This is a genomic window from Nitratireductor sp. PBL-C9 (assembly GCF_050877045.1).
GTDB classification, from domain to species: Bacteria; Pseudomonadota; Alphaproteobacteria; order Rhizobiales; family Rhizobiaceae; genus Nitratireductor; species Nitratireductor aquimarinus.
The window spans coordinates 478,231-493,090 of record NZ_JBPAXW010000003.1 but is presented as its reverse complement, the minus strand read 5'-3'; the positions used below and the strand labels follow the sequence as shown (position 1 = coordinate 493,090).

Below are 14,860 nucleotides of genomic sequence, written 5' to 3'. Positions count from 1 at the left end.
CATGGCTGAAGTCCGTCTCAACGCCATCAAGAAATCCTTCGGCCCGGTCGAGGTTCTTCACGGCATCTCCATCGATATCGCATCCGGCGAGTTCGTCAGCCTTCTGGGCTCCTCTGGCTGCGGCAAGACCACGCTTCTGCGCATCGTTGCGGGTCTCGAAAGCGTCACTTCCGGCACTGTCGAGATCGGCGGGCGCGACGTCACCGACCTGCCGCCCGAGAAGCGCGACATCGCGATGATGTTTCAGTCCTACGCGCTTCTGCCGCATCTGAGCGTTGCCGAGAATGTCCGCTTCCCGCTGCGCATGCGCCGCATCGGCACGCTTGACGAGCAGCGCGACAAGGTGCGCGATGCGCTGGAGACCGTGCAGCTCGGCCATCTGGCCGACCGCCGGCCCAACCAGCTCTCCGGTGGCCAGCAGCAGCGCGTGGCGCTCGCCCGCGCCATCGTTTCGCGTCCGCAGATCCTGCTTCTCGACGAGCCGCTGTCCAATCTCGACGCGCGGCTTCGCGAAGACATGCAGGTCGAGCTCATCGAGATCCACAAGCGTCTCGGCCTCACCACCCTGTTCGTCACGCACGATCAGGAAGAGGCGCTCAGCCTCTCGGACCGCATCATTCTTCTGAACAAGGGCAAGATCGAACAGGAGGGGGCTCCCCGCGAGATCTACGCCCAACCCGCCACCGGCTACGCTTCGAGCTTCCTTGGTGCGGCCAACCTCGTGTCGGCCAACATTACCGAAGAAGCTGGCGGGCCGGTGGCAACACTTGCCGACGGGCAGACCCTGCCGGTCGGCAAGGACGAAACGCGCCGAGGTCCGGCCGTCGTCGCACTGCGTCAGGAAGATGTGGCCATCAAGCCGAAGGGCGAGGGCGTCATCGAGGGCAAGGTGCGCACCCGCGTCTATCTTGGCGCGCGCAATCGCTACGTGATCCAGATCGGCAAGGAAGAAATCCGCGTTCTGGCCCCGCACGATCTCGATTTCGAGCGCGGCGAGACGGTTGGCCTCGCCATCGATCCGGCGCGCCTGCGCGTTCTGTCCGAAGGGGAATAGCGGCTTCGGCCGCGTTCTGCCGGACGCATTCACATACAGTTTTGAAAACCGATCGCCCTTGAGCGAATGGAGACACGCATGAGCAGCCTTGAAACACGTCTTTTCATCGATGGTGAGTTCGTCGCCGGTGAGGGCGCGGAGGAAACCGCATTCGATCCCGCACGCGGGACCGAGCTCGCCCGTGTCGCCTCGGCCAGCGCAGGCCAGATCGACACCGCCGTGCAGTCCGCCTACCGCGCGTTCCAGCGCTGGCGCCGCACGACGCCGAAGGAACGCAGCCGCATGCTGTGGGCCGTCGCCGACAAGATCGAGGAAAACGCAGCCCGTCTCGCCGAGGTTGAATCGCTGAACGCCGGCAAGCCGCGCCGCTTCGTCGAGGCCGGCGAACTCGCCAATGTGGCGGACGTGTTCCGCTTCTATGCGACCGCCGTGCGCAACATGCCGGGCGTCGCCGCAGACGGCTATCGCGCCCACACCATGACAAGCATGCTGCGCCGTGATCCGCTCGGCGTCATCGCGTCCATCGCGCCGTGGAACTATCCGCTGCTCATGGCCGCATGGAAGCTTGCCCCGGCCATCGGCGCGGGCAACACCGTGGTCATCAAGCCATCGGAAAACACGCCGCTCAGCCTTCTGCGTCTGGCCGCGATCCTCAACGAGGTTCTGCCCGCCGGCGTCGTCAATGTCATCTGCGGCAACGGCCCGGATGTCGGCCAGCCGCTCATCACCCATCCGCTCGTGCGCATGATCTCGCTGACCGGCGATGTGCGCACCGGTCGCGCCATCCTCAAGGCGGCTGCCGGCGAGCAGATCAAGCGCACCCATCTCGAGCTTGGCGGCAAGGCTCCGGTCATCGTGATGAAGGACGCCGATCTCGACAGCGTTGTCGACACGATGCGCGAGGCCAGCTTCTACAATGCCGGTCAGGACTGCACCGCAGCCTGCCGCGTCTTCGCTGACAAGGCGATTGCCGATGAACTGACGGACAAGCTGTCCGCCATGATCGGCAGCCTCGTTTACGGCGCGCCGGAGCGTGAGGATGTTGAGTTTGGCCCGTTGATCAGCGCCGCCCAGCAGGAGCGCGTTGCCGGCTTCGTCGAGCGCGCCCGCGCATCGGGTGCGGACATTGTCGCTGGCGGCAACAAGCCGGATGGCGCAGGCTTCTTCCACGAGCCGACGCTTGTGCGTGCGCCCATCGGCGCCGAGATCGTGCAGAAAGAGGTGTTCGGCCCCGTCGTCACGCTCACCGAGTTTGATGAACCGGACACGGCGCTGAGCTGGGCGAACGCTTCGGAATACGGCCTTGCCTCGTCGGTCTGGTCGCGTGACACCGGCGCCGCGCTGCGTCTTGCCAACGATCTCGAATACGGCGTCACCTGGGTCAACACCCATGGCGTCTTCGCCACCGAGATGCCGCATGGCGGCATGAAGAACTCCGGCTATGGCTCGGATCTCTCCATGCAGTCACTGCTGGAATATACGCAGGCCCGCCACATCATGGTGGCCTGAGCCGCAACGGCACGGATATGAAAAAGCCCGGCAGCGATGCCGGGCTTTTTGTGTTTCCTGCCGGGATCAGTCGATCCAGGCCATGTCCGGTTCCACACTGGCGCAGAACCGCGCGGCGCTGATGCGCGCCTGGCTGATGACCTTGCGGATGAAGTCCTGATGGGTCGAGGCCTGATAGCTGGCCACGATGTGCATGGGCGGAAAGCGCTTCGACACCTGCACCTGATGCAGGAGCCCCATGCTCAACTCGCGCCTGATGGTCACGGCGGGGATAGCGCCCACGCCGAACCCGTCAATGATCAGGTTGATGATTGCATAGAGCGAATTGCAGGTGGTCAGCTTGGAGGCCAGTGCCTGCTCGTCGTGAAAATAGGGCGCGATCATCTGGTAGGGTGGCGAATTCTTCGGAAAGCTGATGATCGGCAGGCTCGCCAGCTCCGCCACACTATAGGTCCTGTTCGGGTCGATCAGCTTGGGCGAACCCGCCCACACCATCTGCAGCACGCAGGAAGTGAAGCTTCGGAAACCGTCATCCAGCACCGGGTGCAGCGAGAAGATCACGTCGAACTCGCCCTTGGTCATGCCCTGAACGAGATGTTTCGTGCCGTCGACCGTCAGTTCGATCTTCAGGTTCGGAAAGCTCCGGTGCAGCGAGTCGATCAGATGCGGCATCCAGGTGGATGACACGGAATCGATTGCCCCGATCCGCAGCGGCTCCAGCGCCGGCACGGCGTCGCCCTGAAGCGTGCCCCGCAACTGGTCGATATCGCCAAGGATCGCCTCAAAACTCTGGAGCACGCGCTCGCCATCGGCGGTCAGCGCAAAGCTGCCATCGCCGCGGTTGATCAGCCGGCTTTCCAGTTCGGCCTCAATGGCCGCAAGCCGGCTCGAAATCGCCGGCTGTGTCGTGTTCAGCTCTTCCGCCGTGCGGCCGAAATGCCGGTTGCGGGCGAGCGCCACGAATGTCTTGATATCGAGAATGCGCATGAGGCCATTCTATAAACGGCTTCAGCCGGTGGCGCATCCGCAATTGCAGTCGTTTCCCGTGCGGCCTCTTGTCATCGTCGCCGTCCCGCGTCATCATGCTGCAATGCAACATGGCCGGTTTAGCCCATGACTGTGAGAGAAGCAGCGCGCCAGCCCCGGGCGGCCGCGCCCGCCAGACTGCGAAACGGTCTGCGCCAGCTTCTCGCCTCCATCTATCCGGATCACGATCCCGTCGAACTGGCAACCAGCGCCGAAAGGGCTTTCTTCGGCGCGGCCAGTGCGCCGCGCAGGCGCGGCCGTCTTCCCGCAAACGCACTGTGGAGCGAGAAGGACAACTACGTCATCACCTATGGCAACACGCTCGTCGATGGCGAGCACAAGCCGCTCGATCTGCTCCACGATTTCTCCGACCGTTATCTGGCGGGCGTCTTCACCGGCATTCACATCCTGCCCTTCTTCCCTTTCACCTCCGATGATGGATTTGCCGTCACGGATTATCGTCAGGTGAACAGCCAGTTGGGCGACTGGGCGGACATCGCACGCATCGCCGGGCATTTCCGCCTCATGTCCGATCTGGTGATGAACCACTGTTCGAGCCAGGCCCGCATGTTTTCCGATTTTCTTCAGGGCCACGAGCCGTGGAACGGCTTCTTCAAGGAAGCGGGCCCCGACGACGACCTGAGCGCTGTGGTGCGGCCGCGCACGCATCCGCTGCTGCGTGAATTCAGGACCGAAAGCGGCAGCCGTTATGTCTGGTGCACGTTCAGTCACGATCAGGTGGATTTCGACTTTGCCAATCCGCGTGTCCTGCTGGAGTTTCTCGACATCATACGCGGGCATATCGAGCATGGCGTGCGCACCATCCGCCTCGATGCGGTGGCCTTTCTCTGGAAGGAGGTCGGCACGCCCTGCATCCATCTGCGCCAGACGCACGAGATCATCCGGCTGATCCGTCTCCTGTGCGATTACCGCGAAGAGCCGATCGTTCTCATCACCGAGACCAACGTCCCGAATGTCGAGAATCTCAGCTATTTCGGCAATCGCAACGAAGCGCACATGATCTACAATTTCGCGCTGCCGCCGCTTCTTTTGCATGCGCTTCTGGGCGGCACGTCGAAATATCTGAACGCCTGGCAGATGGCCATGCCACCGGCCCAGCTCGGCTGCACCTATTTCAATTTCTCCGCCTCGCATGACGGCATCGGCCTGCGCCCGGCAGAGGGGCTGATCCCGCAAGACGAGATCGCACGGGTCATCGAAACGGTGCAGGGCTTTGGCGGTCGCGTATCCTATTACGCAAGGCCGGATGGCGAGCGCCCCTACGAATTGAACGTGGCGCTGTTCGACGCGTTTGCCGGCACACATCAGGGCGTCGACGATCACCAGCTCGAGCGCTTCTTATGCAGCCAGGCGATTGTTATGGGGCTTGAGGGCGTTCCAGCCTTCTACATTCATGCGCTGCTCGCCACCCGCAACGATTATGACGGGGTCGAGAAGCTTGGTTACAACCGTGCGATCAACCGCAGACGACTCGACTATGCCGCGTTACGGGAGCAGTTGGACGATCCGCAGACCTTACCGGCGCGTGTCCTTTCGCGCCTCAGGGCCATGGTGTGCGTGCGCTCCGCGCAGCCGGCCTTCCATCCCAACGCCACCCAGTTCACCCTCCAGCTCGGCGACGCCTTCTTCGGCTTCTGGCGGCAGAGCCTCGACCGCTCGCAGAGCATTTTCGCCATTTCCAATCTCACCAATGAGGAGCGCAACGTGCCGTCCATGACGTTGAACCTGATCGAGGGCGATGACTGGCACGATCTCCTGACCGGCGATCCGGTCGCGCAGCTTGCCGGCGATATCGCCTTTGCCCCCTACCAGACGCGCTGGATCTCCAACCGGCGGCAGGTCTCATGAGCGCCCGGCGGTCCTTCATCGTCTTCAGCGATCTGGACGGAACGCTGCTCGACCACGAGACCTATGATTTCGATGCAGCCCGCCCGGCGCTTGCGCGGTTGCGGGCCGAAGGGCATTACCTCATCCTTGCATCCAGCAAGACCGCAGCCGAGGTCGCGCCGATCCGGCAGGCGGTCGGCTTTCCCGACTGTCCTGCAATCGTGGAAAACGGCGCTGGCATTCTGCCGCCGGAGCACGAGGCTGGTGACGAGCCCGTGGCGTCCGGACATAAGCGCCTCATGCGCACGCTGGATGCGCTTCCATCAGAATTGCGCCGGCATTTCACCGGCTTTTCCGACTGGAGCGCAGAAGAGGTTGCGGCCCGCACCGGCCTGAGTATGGAGGCTGCCGCGCGCGCGAAACAGCGCGCTTTTTCGGAACCCGGTCTCTGGAACGGCACGGATGAGGGCTACGCAGATTTCTGTGCCGCGTTGAAGGAGAACGGCGTCACCGTTCAAAAGGGCGGGCGCTTTGCCACGCTCTCCTTCGGCGGAACGAAGGGCGCGCGGGTGGACGAACTTGTTGCCCGCTACCGCAGGGAAGACGAAGCTCTGGTCAGCGTAGCGCTGGGCGATGCGCCCAATGATGTCGCCATGCTGCAGAGCGTCGATATCGGGATTGTCATACCCAATCCGGCCCATGCCGGTCTCGCCCCGTTCGCACCGGTAGAGGGTGGGGTGATACGATGGGCAAGGCTTCCCGGACCTGAAGGCTGGAACGAGGAAATCCTCGCACTGTTGAACGCACCGGAATAGGGAGGAGCGCCATGTCGGATTTCCAGCAGAGCGGCAGCGTGGCCACGCTGCACAATCTCGGCACGACCACGCCGGAAGAGATGGAGCGCCAGCTCAGGCTTTTCGCCGAACGGCGAAGGATCACACTCATCCTGCCATCGCTCTTCTCCGAGCTTGAAGCGCCGGCGCTGGGGCGGATCGTCGATGAACTCTGTGAGGTTGATTACATCAATCACATCGTCATCGGCCTCGACCGCGCCAGTGAAGAGCAGTTCCATTTCGCGCAGGAATATTTCGCCCGGCTGCCGCAGCGCCATTCGATCCTCTGGAATGACGGGCCGCGTCTGAAGGCGGTCCAGAAGCGTCTGTCCTCATTGGGGCTTGCGCCCGAGGAGCCTGGAAAGGGGCGCAATGTCTGGTACTGCATGGGCTATACGCTCGCCTGCCAGGACAGCGATGTGGTGGCCCTGCATGATTGCGACATCATCACCTACACGCGCGAAATGCTGATGCGGCTGGTCTATCCGCTGGCCAATCCGTCCTTCCCCTATCAGTTCTGCAAGGGCTACTATCCGCGCGTTGCGGACGGAAAGCTCAATGGCCGCGTGAGCCGGCTCCTCATTGCGCCGCTGCTGCTCGCCCTTCAGCGCACTTTCGGGCACAGCGACTATGTCGAATACCTGCAGGCGTTCCGCTACCCGCTGGCCGGTGAATTCGCCATGCGCACCTCCATTCTGCCGGATATCCGCATCCCCTCCGATTGGGGGCTGGAGATCGGTGTCCTGTCCGAGGCATGGCGCAATCTCGGCCGCCATGCGGTTTGCCAGGTGGATATCTGCGACGGTTACGACCACAAGCACCAGCCGCTTTCGGCGGAGGATGCCGCACGCGGTCTCTCGCGCATGTCCATCGACATTTCCAAGGCGATCTTCCGCAAGCTCGCCACCGATGGCGTCGTCTTCAGTCAGGAGCATTTCCGCACCCTGAAAGCCACCTATTACCGCCTCGCGCTCGACCTGATCGAGCGCTACTACAACGACGCGGTGATGAACGGGCTGCATGTGGATCGTCACAGGGAGGAAAAGGCTGTGGAGCTTTTTGCCGCGAACATCGTCGAGGCGGGCCATACCTTTCTCGAGCATCCCATGGAGACGCCCTTCATCCCCAACTGGAGCCGCGTCCAGTCGGCGGACCCGGATGTCTTGAGGACGCTGCGTGAGGGTGTCGAGGCGGATAATGCGTGAGCCGCCATTGAAAGCGTTACAGGCCGTCATCACATTTGAATCAGAGCTGTAAACTCCGGGTGTTCAGGGCGTAGCGCACACTTGAACAAGCCGGCGCACTCTGATTCCTTCAGGCGGACGCGCGGGCGGAGCGATTCGCTGTCGCCGCTTGCCCCCAGGAAGGACCAAGGCCCAATGACGGACGAGAAGAAGCCCGAAATTTCTGAAATGCGCCCCAAGATCACCATCATCGGTGTCGGCGGCGGTGGCGGCAATGCCGTCAACAACATGATCGCGCACAATCTGCAGGGCGTGGACTTCATCGGCGCCAACACCGATGCGCAGGCGCTGACCATGTCCAAGGCCGAACGGCTGATCCAGCTGGGCGCGAATTCGACCGAGGGTCTCGGCGCGGGCTCGCTGCCGGAGATCGGTCAGGCCGCTGCCGAAGAAACCATCGACGAGATCATGGATCATCTGTCGGGCACCCATATGTGCTTCGTCACCGCCGGCATGGGCGGCGGCACGGGCACGGGTGCAGCACCGGTCATCGCCGCTGCCGCGCGCAATGCCGGCATCCTGACCGTGGCTGTCGTCACGAAGCCGTTCACCTTCGAAGGCAATCGCCGCATGGCCATTGCCGAGCAGGGCATCGAACTTCTGCGTCAGGCCGCCGATACGGTCATCGTCATTCCCAACCAGAACCTGTTCCGCATTGCCGACGCCAAGACCACGTTTGCCGAGGCGTTCGAGCTGGCCGACAAGGTTCTCTATTCCGGCGTGCGCTGCATCACGGATCTGATCGTCAAGGAAGGCCTGATCAACCTCGACTTCGCCGACGTCCGCTCCGTCATGCGTGACATGGGCCGCGCGATGATGGGCACGGGCGAGGCGACGGGTGATGCGCGCGCGATGAAGGCTGCTGAAGCCGCCATCGCCAACCCGCTTCTGGACGAGGCCAACATGAAGGGCGCCCGCGGCGTTCTGGTCTCGATTTCCGGCGGCCGCGACATGACGCTGTTCGAGGTCGACGAAGCCGCGACCCGCATCCGCGAAGAGGTCGGCGACGACGCCGAAATCATCGTTGGCGCGATCTTTGACGACAAGCTGGAAGGCACGTTCCGTGTTTCGGTGGTTGCCGCCGGGCTTGCCAGTCAGGCCGAACAGGATGCCGCCAATGGCGGCCAGCCGGGTGACTTCCGGGCGCAGGCGATCCACTGATTTTGACGGGCGGCCACTGGCCGCCCAAATTCTTTCATTCGGTGATTTTTTCGGAAATTTGGTCCGGAATGACGAAATTCCAGACTGAAATTCCCGGAATTTCAGGCTGCCTTTGCAGTCTCTGCGCGCGCTGATGCGGCGTCTGGACGCTTTTGCGAAAACACCAGAAGATTGGTGCGCATCGGCGGCGGCATGATGGCCTGAAAGAAGGCGACCGCAGCAAAGCCGATCGCGGTGTTGCCGTGGTAGCGCGGCGTGCCATTGGCCGTGTAGCCGTGATGCGTCCACTTCTCCTCGCCGAAGGCGCGACGGACACTGCCCATCGTGTTCATGCGGTAGAAGGTGGGGAACACGTCCTCATGCGGCCGCTCCGGCCAGACAAGGCGCATCAGCCGGTCTTTCACGCTGTCGGGGATGATGCGGTTCGAGATGCCCACATAGCCATAGCTGTTTGGCGTCAGGGCGCAGAACCAGCCGCCGGGCTTCAGCACCCGGTGGATCTCGTCGGCGAATTCCTGCGGATGCTCGACATGCTCGATCACCCATTCGCACACGATGATGTCGACACTCGAATCCGCCAGCGGCAGCCTGCCGCCCGGCTCGATCACATGCGCCTCGTCCAGATGCGGGTGTTCCATGACCACCGGATCGACGTCGAGGCCGATCACGTGCTTCACCTTGCCCTGGAAATTGCAGAAATCTTTGCGGAAGGGAGAGGTGCCTTCATCGAAGCGCGAGCCGCGTCCCGCACCGAGGTCGACCAGCACCATGTCCGGGCGGACAAGGGCGTTGATGCGCGTGTAGAAAGCGATGTCTTCGTCATCGCGCGTAAATCCCCCGGCTGCCGTTTCAGGCCGCCATCGGTCAGTCACCGTCATCATCTTTCCCTTGCGCAAATGCGTTTTGCCGGTCGCAACCGGCGCGTGCACCGTATGCAAGCAAATCGCTATATTTCGTTAATCCGGGGCTGATACCCACTGGTATGCCGTGGGCGCTGACGCGCGCTCGGAAGGATCGGAGAGGGGAGCGCCGCCATGGCGGGCAGAACAATGCGGTTCAGGGGCTTTCTGGCGGCGGCAAGCCTTCTGGCCTTTTTCGCGGGACCGCTTGAGGCAGCGACGTTTGCGCCTGCCCGTGGCGTCAACCTCGACATCTGGGACACATGGCCCGATGAAGCGGAATGGACGCAGGAAGATGTGCTCCTGCCTTATCCCGAATGGCGTCGCAAGATCGACGCCGAAGATCTGGCGCTTCTGAAGGAGACGGGTTTCGACTTCGTGCGCATGCCGGTCGATCCGATCCCGTTCCTGTCGCCGAAATCGGCTGGCTTCCGCGACAGGCTGTTTGCTTCCGTTCTTGAAGGTGCGCGCGCGATCAATGCGGCGGGCCTCAAGGTCATCGTCGATCTGCATCCCATTCCGCGCGGCGCGGACCGCTTTGCCGGCGTTGAGGAAATTCTGCGCGACGAGGCCCTGTTCGAGCGCTATCTGGACCTGGTGCGCGAGATGGGGCGGACACTCGCCGCAGAAGATCCGGCCATGGTTGCATTCGAGCTTCTGAACGAGCCGGTGACGGGCTGCGAGGGTGCGGAAGGCGCTGCCTGGGACGAGCAGCTGGGCAGGCTCTTTGCCGCTGCGCGCTCGTCGGCTCCACGCACGACGCTGATACTGTCCGGCGCATGCTGGGGAACGGCGGAAGGGCTTGCCGCGCTCAACCCGAACACCATTCCCGACGACAACATTCTCTGGGGCTTTCACTCCTATGCGCCGTTTGTCCTGACCTCGCAGGGGGCGCTGTGGGCCGGCGATTTCATCCGCTATGTGACGCGCGTTCCCTATCCGCCGCATGCGCACCCGGAAGCACTGGCCGAAGCCATTGAGAAGGCGCGCGAACGCATTCGCAACGACGCGCCATTCCTGCGCCGCGCCGGCATGCTGGCCTATCTGGACGAGCTGATCGCCGGTGTCGACACGAAGGAGGAACTGGAAGCCGAAATGGCGGCCCCCTTCAACATCGTTGCCGACTGGGCGGCGAAGTACGGCGTCGATCCTGCGAACATCATTCTCGGTGAGTTCGGGATGATCCGTCAGGAATATCAGAACCCGGATGTAATGCCCGCCGAATGGAGAGCGGCCTATATGCGTGACATGATCGCGCAGGCCGAGGAGCGTGGCTTTTCCTGGTCTATCTGGGGCTATGGCGGAGCCTTTGGAATTGTTGAAGAATTCGGCGGACATCGGGCAGAAGATGATGTGCTGCGCATGATCGGGGAGCTGAAAAACTAGACTGGCGTCCTCTGGAAAACTTAGTCGAGTAATTGTAAGCCGTCTCAAATTGAGGCGCTCCCATGACAAAAATCGCATTCATCGGCACCGGTTTTGTTGCCGATTACTATATGACCACGCTGGCCAACCACCCCGGGCTTGAACTTGCCGGTGTTTGGGACCGCAAGGCTGAGCGGCTGGAGCGCTTTTGCGCCTTTCATGGTGTGCGCGCCTATGAGGATCAGCCCGCACTTCTGAGCGATCCTGATGTTGCGATTGTCGTCAATCTGACGAGCACGGAAAGCCATTACGAGATCAACCGCGCCTGTCTTGAAGCGGCAAAGCATGTCTATTGCGAGAAGCCGCTGGCGATGTCGCTGGATGAGGCCATGGAGCTTGCAGCGCTGGCCGAAAAGCGCGGCCTCATTCTCTGCACTGCGCCCGCCAACGGGTTGAGCTCGGCCTACCGGACATTCTCGCAGATCCTGGCGCGCGGTGACATTGGCGCGTCCCGGCTGGTCTATGCCGAGATGGAAGATGGTCCCGTGTTTCGCGCCGACTGGCGAAGCTGGCGCAGCCGCTCTGGCGCGCGCTGGCCGGGCGCCGAGGAGTTCAAGGTTGGGTGCACGCTGGAGCATGCCGGCTATGCAATGAGCTGGCTGGTCGGTCTGTTCGGCCCCGTTACGCATATGTCGGCGTCATCCGCCCTCTGCTTTGCCGAAAAGGGGCCGGAACTTGAAGGCGAGGCGCTGGCTCCGGATTTCTCCGTGGGCATCATGACCTTCGAGAACGGGGTCAAGGCACGGATCACCTGTGGGCTGGCAGCACCGCGCGACCGCTCGCTCACCGTGCTTGGCGACCGTGGAAGCATGATCCTGCGCGACCTGTGGGACGACAATTCCGCAATCCATCTTTCAGCACCGGGGCGTGAGCGCAGCCTTTTGCAGAAGGTTCTCGACGGGATCGAAAACCGCATCGGGCGCACCCTGCCTTTGCGCATCACGCCCGGCCGGCGCGTTGCGAGCACCGCGCCGAAGGGTGGCAAGGCCCTGCCTGCCTATCCCTCGCGGATCGATTTTGCCCGGGGCGTTGCAGAGCAGGCGAAGGCGCTCTCTGGCGGCAGCATGCCCTTCTATTCAGGAAAGGTGGCCCTGCACCTGACCGAGCTCGTTCTGGCGCTGAGCGCCGGCGAGCATGATTACACGCCGAAAACGCATTTTGCGTTCAAGCCGGAGGCGCAGAAGGACTGAGCGGTCCTCAACCCTTCCGGTTTTGCTCGGCAAGAACCGTTTCGATGATTTCCAGAGTGCGCGCCGTGTCGAGCGGGGCGCTGCGCCGGTCATGTGTATGGCCGGCGCGGAGAGCGTCGCCGACCGCCGCGATTTCATACTGAAGCCCGTATCCCGCGCGGGGAAAAGCGTGCCGGTGGATGCCCGGCAATGGCGCGCCTCGCGCGAATTTGCGAATGGCGCGGGACAGGGCCGACTGACCGGGAAAGGCGGCAAGGCGGGCTGCAAGCCGGTTGCGGCAATGCAGGACGGCGTTTGCGGCAATGAAGGGGGGCTGCAAAACCAGCGCCCCGTCGCTGCCCTCGATGATGAAGCAGTTGTCGCCCTCATGCTCGAAGGAGCAGGAGAGGTGCGCTTCGACATCCCGGTCGAACAGAAGCGTCACCGATGCGGATTTGTCGACGCCGCTTGGGGCCTGTCGCCATTCGCCATCAACTTCCAGCGGCTCGCCCATCAGGAAGCGGGCGAGCGAGATGCCGTAAATGCCGAGATCGAGCATGGCCCCGCCGCCATGGGCTCGGGAATAGAAGCGGCTTTCGGCATCATAGGGGTGGTGGAAGGCGAGGCTGCCGCGCAGGCGCGTGACCTCGCCGATTGCGCCTTCCCCGATCAGCGCCCTGGTTTTGGCGATGGCCGGCAGGAAGCGCGTCCACATGGCCTCCATCAGAAAGACACCGCGCTCCGAGGCAAGTGTCGCCAACCGGGCGGCATCCCGGCTGGTGGTCACCAGCGGCTTCTCGACCAGAACCGCCTTGCCGCTCTCGATGGCGGCGCGGGCGATTTCGAAATGCGTGTCATTGGGCGTGGCGATGTAGACCGCGTCCACTGAAGGGTCGCCAAGAAGTGCCTGACAAGCGGCATGCGCCGTGACATTGCCATGCCGCGCGGCAAAGGCTGCGGCCTTTTCAGGCGTGCGGGAGGAAACGGCGGTGAGTGCGGCTTTTTCCGTCAGTGCCAGATCGCTGGCGAACTGCTCGGCCATGACGCCGGCGCCGACGATGCCCCAGCGGATTGTTTCTGAGGGTCTTGAATGCATCGTCGCTTGCTCGCCGGTTCTGGAAAGGGGCAGGGAAGTGCAGGTTAGCTTTGCCGGGTTAACGCCCGAATAAGCCCGGTGCGGACAGGTGCAGGCAGGTGCTCAATCACAGCCGCGCGCGGGTGCTGTGGGGCGTGGCCAGAAGCAGGCTTGTTTCGCTGTTCATGATGCCGGGAATGAGGCGAATGCGGCGCAGCACCGCGTCGAGATCGGTCAGTGTGGACGCGCCGAGCTCCACGACGATGTCCCAGCGGCCATTGGTGGTGTGAACGGCGGAAACTTCCGGAAAACCCTCAAGCGCGTGGATCACCCGGTCGGCAGAGCGCCCTTCGATCTCCACCATGGTGATGCCGCGCACCGGCGCTTCCACCGTGTCGGCCCGCAGGATGACCGTGTATCCGACAATGTGACCGGCCTTTTCCAGCCGCTCCATACGGGCGCGCACCGTGGCGCGCGACACGCCCAGATCCATCGCCAGATCCGAGATGCTGCGGCGCGCATCATGGCGCAGAAGGGTGATCAGGCGTTCGTCGAGTTCATCCATGATTGTGCAAAATGAAATCCATAATTAGCAAAATGATAAATGCTTATGAAATTTTTGGCAATTTGGTTTGTTCATTCTGCCGACGATCCGGGGTCGAATAACGGGAACTGTTCGATGGGTCGGTGGCGCTATGCATTGCAAGATCTTGGGTATTCCGGTGCAGGATGGCGCCGGGCGCATGGGTTGCGAAATGGGACCGAGCGCCTTGCGCACGGCCGGTCTTGTGGCGGCGCTTGGCGAGCTTGGCCATCAGGTTTCCGATCTCGGAACCGTTGTTCCAAAACCGCAGAATGTGAAGCCGCATGGAAATCCTGCGCTGAAGGCGCTGCCGGAGATCGTCGCCTGGACGGATGCGATCAGTGAGGCCTCTTACGCCGCAGGCGAAGACGGCATGCCGATCTTTCTTGGCGGCGACCACAGCATGGCGGCCGGCACCCTTGCCGGGATGGCGCGCCGGGCGGCGGAGGCCGACAGGCCGCTTTTTGTTCTCTGGCTCGATGCGCATCCGGATTTCCACACGCTCGACACCACCGCCAGCGGCAATCTGCATGGCGTGCCGCTCGCCTATGCCAGCGGGCAGGCGGGTTTTGACGGCTTCTTTCCGCGCCTTCACACACCGATCGATCCCACCCGCATCTGCGCCCTTGGGCTGCGCAGCGTGGACCCGGCGGAGCACACCGCGCTGCGCGGGGCGGGCGTGACCGTTCATGACATGCGCGCCATTGATGAGCATGGGATTGCGCCGCTGCTGCGCGCTTTTCTGGAGCGGGTGGCCGCCGAGGGCGGACGCCTGCATGTGAGCCTCGACGTGGACTTTCTCGATCCCGCCATTGCGCCGGCGGTGGGCACCACCGTGCCCGGTGGCGCAACCTTCCGCGAGGCCCATCTGGCGATGGAGATGCTGCACGACAGCGGTCTCGTCACCAGCCTCGACCTCGTGGAACTCAACCCTTTTCTCGATGAGCGCGGTCGCACGGCGACCCTGCTTGTCGACCTCACAGCCAGTCTGCTTGGCCGGCGCATCATGGATCGGCCTACCAGGAGCCATTGAC

Annotated in this window: 13 protein-coding genes; 9 read left to right on the top strand and 4 right to left on the bottom strand. The window is 62.9% G+C overall.

Features of this window, described 5'->3' with window-relative positions; genetic code table 11:
- The first annotated feature begins 1 nt into the window (after nt 1).
- Both ACRTG1_RS09815 and ACRTG1_RS09810 read left to right on the top strand, forming a co-directional pair.
- Nucleotides 2–1,054, top strand: coding sequence for an ABC transporter ATP-binding protein (locus tag ACRTG1_RS09815; protein WP_113153062.1), 1,053 nt, complete (start codon nt 2–4; stop codon nt 1,052–1,054).
- A gap of 78 nt (nt 1,055–1,132) precedes the next feature.
- Complete coding sequence (locus ACRTG1_RS09810; protein WP_206547891.1) at nt 1,133–2,563, top strand: aminobutyraldehyde dehydrogenase; 1,431 nt, start codon at nt 1,133–1,135, stop codon at nt 2,561–2,563.
- Between the two features lie 66 nt (nt 2,564–2,629).
- On the opposite strand, the gene ACRTG1_RS09805 is transcribed toward ACRTG1_RS09810, so the two are convergent.
- Nucleotides 2,630–3,550 (bottom strand): LysR family transcriptional regulator, encoded by a 921-nt coding sequence (locus ACRTG1_RS09805; protein WP_113153060.1) that lies wholly within the window; start codon nt 3,548–3,550, stop codon nt 2,630–2,632.
- Between the two features lie 126 nt (nt 3,551–3,676).
- On the opposite strand from ACRTG1_RS09805, the gene ACRTG1_RS09800 reads away from it, so the two are divergent.
- The 4 genes from ACRTG1_RS09800 (at nt 3,677) to ftsZ (ending at nt 8,675) form a co-directional block, all read left to right on the top strand.
- Entirely contained in the window at nt 3,677–5,458 is a 1,782-nt protein-coding gene (locus ACRTG1_RS09800; RefSeq protein WP_432516182.1) for a sugar phosphorylase, read from the top strand.
- A complete protein-coding gene (locus tag ACRTG1_RS09795) occupies nt 5,455–6,252 on the top strand; it encodes an HAD-IIB family hydrolase (protein WP_432516181.1) in 798 nt (265 codons plus the stop codon). Before ACRTG1_RS09800 ends, ACRTG1_RS09795 begins: the two co-directional genes overlap by 4 nt.
- Before the next feature lie 11 nt (nt 6,253–6,263).
- A complete protein-coding gene (locus tag ACRTG1_RS09790) occupies nt 6,264–7,475 on the top strand; it encodes a glycosyl transferase (protein ID WP_206994728.1) in 1,212 nt (403 codons plus the stop codon).
- 174 nt (nt 7,476–7,649) lie between these two features.
- Nucleotides 7,650–8,675: a cell division protein FtsZ gene (gene ftsZ, locus ACRTG1_RS09785; protein ID WP_206544271.1), complete on the top strand. Its 1,026-nt coding sequence runs from the start codon at nt 7,650–7,652 to the stop codon at nt 8,673–8,675.
- A 101-nt stretch (nt 8,676–8,776) separates the two neighbouring features.
- On the opposite strand, the gene ACRTG1_RS09780 is transcribed toward ftsZ, so the two are convergent.
- Nucleotides 8,777–9,553: a class I SAM-dependent methyltransferase gene (locus ACRTG1_RS09780; RefSeq protein WP_206544340.1), complete on the bottom strand. Its 777-nt coding sequence runs from the start codon at nt 9,551–9,553 to the stop codon at nt 8,777–8,779.
- 156 nt (nt 9,554–9,709) lie between these two features.
- Here ACRTG1_RS09780 and ACRTG1_RS09775 point away from each other — a divergent pair, with 156 nt between their 5' ends.
- Together ACRTG1_RS09775 and ACRTG1_RS09770 are read left to right on the top strand one after the other, a co-directional pair.
- Nucleotides 9,710–10,960, top strand: coding sequence for a glycoside hydrolase family 5 protein (locus ACRTG1_RS09775; RefSeq protein WP_432516180.1), 1,251 nt, complete (start codon nt 9,710–9,712; stop codon nt 10,958–10,960).
- Between the two features lie 62 nt (nt 10,961–11,022).
- On the top strand, nt 11,023–12,189 hold the full coding sequence (locus tag ACRTG1_RS09770) for a Gfo/Idh/MocA family protein (protein ID WP_432516179.1): 1,167 nt from the start codon (nt 11,023–11,025) through the stop codon (nt 12,187–12,189).
- 7 nt (nt 12,190–12,196) lie between these two features.
- Here ACRTG1_RS09770 and ACRTG1_RS09765 read toward each other — a convergent pair whose 3' ends face one another.
- Both ACRTG1_RS09765 and ACRTG1_RS09760 read right to left on the bottom strand, forming a co-directional pair.
- Nucleotides 12,197–13,264: a Gfo/Idh/MocA family protein gene (locus ACRTG1_RS09765; RefSeq protein WP_283799774.1), complete on the bottom strand. Its 1,068-nt coding sequence runs from the start codon at nt 13,262–13,264 to the stop codon at nt 12,197–12,199.
- Between the two features lie 106 nt (nt 13,265–13,370).
- Nucleotides 13,371–13,808: an Lrp/AsnC family transcriptional regulator gene (locus ACRTG1_RS09760; protein WP_113153052.1), complete on the bottom strand. Its 438-nt coding sequence runs from the start codon at nt 13,806–13,808 to the stop codon at nt 13,371–13,373.
- A gap of 130 nt (nt 13,809–13,938) precedes the next feature.
- Here ACRTG1_RS09760 and rocF point away from each other — a divergent pair, with 130 nt between their 5' ends.
- Nucleotides 13,939–14,859, top strand: a complete 921-nt coding sequence (gene rocF, locus ACRTG1_RS09755) for an arginase (RefSeq protein WP_113153051.1) — start codon at nt 13,939–13,941, stop codon at nt 14,857–14,859.
- Nucleotide 14,860: the final 1 nt, after the last annotated feature.

Coding starts and splice junctions, on each gene's coding strand:
- ACRTG1_RS09775 (WP_432516180.1), top strand. CDS start 9,710: ATGGCGGGCAGAACAATGCGGTTCAGGGGCTTTCTGGCGGCGGCAAGC.
- ACRTG1_RS09780 (WP_206544340.1), bottom strand. CDS start 9,553: ATGACGGTGACTGACCGATGGCGGCCTGAAACGGCAGCCGGGGGATTT.
- ACRTG1_RS09805 (WP_113153060.1), bottom strand. CDS start 3,550: ATGCGCATTCTCGATATCAAGACATTCGTGGCGCTCGCCCGCAACCGG.
- ACRTG1_RS09790 (WP_206994728.1), top strand. CDS start 6,264: ATGTCGGATTTCCAGCAGAGCGGCAGCGTGGCCACGCTGCACAATCTC.
- ACRTG1_RS09800 (WP_432516182.1), top strand. CDS start 3,677: ATGACTGTGAGAGAAGCAGCGCGCCAGCCCCGGGCGGCCGCGCCCGCC.
- rocF (WP_113153051.1), top strand. CDS start 13,939: ATGCATTGCAAGATCTTGGGTATTCCGGTGCAGGATGGCGCCGGGCGC.
- ACRTG1_RS09815 (WP_113153062.1), top strand. CDS start 2: ATGGCTGAAGTCCGTCTCAACGCCATCAAGAAATCCTTCGGCCCGGTC.
- ftsZ (WP_206544271.1), top strand. CDS start 7,650: ATGACGGACGAGAAGAAGCCCGAAATTTCTGAAATGCGCCCCAAGATC.
- ACRTG1_RS09760 (WP_113153052.1), bottom strand. CDS start 13,808: ATGGATGAACTCGACGAACGCCTGATCACCCTTCTGCGCCATGATGCG.
- ACRTG1_RS09810 (WP_206547891.1), top strand. CDS start 1,133: ATGAGCAGCCTTGAAACACGTCTTTTCATCGATGGTGAGTTCGTCGCC.
- ACRTG1_RS09795 (WP_432516181.1), top strand. CDS start 5,455: ATGAGCGCCCGGCGGTCCTTCATCGTCTTCAGCGATCTGGACGGAACG.
- ACRTG1_RS09770 (WP_432516179.1), top strand. CDS start 11,023: ATGACAAAAATCGCATTCATCGGCACCGGTTTTGTTGCCGATTACTAT.
- ACRTG1_RS09765 (WP_283799774.1), bottom strand. CDS start 13,264: ATGCATTCAAGACCCTCAGAAACAATCCGCTGGGGCATCGTCGGCGCC.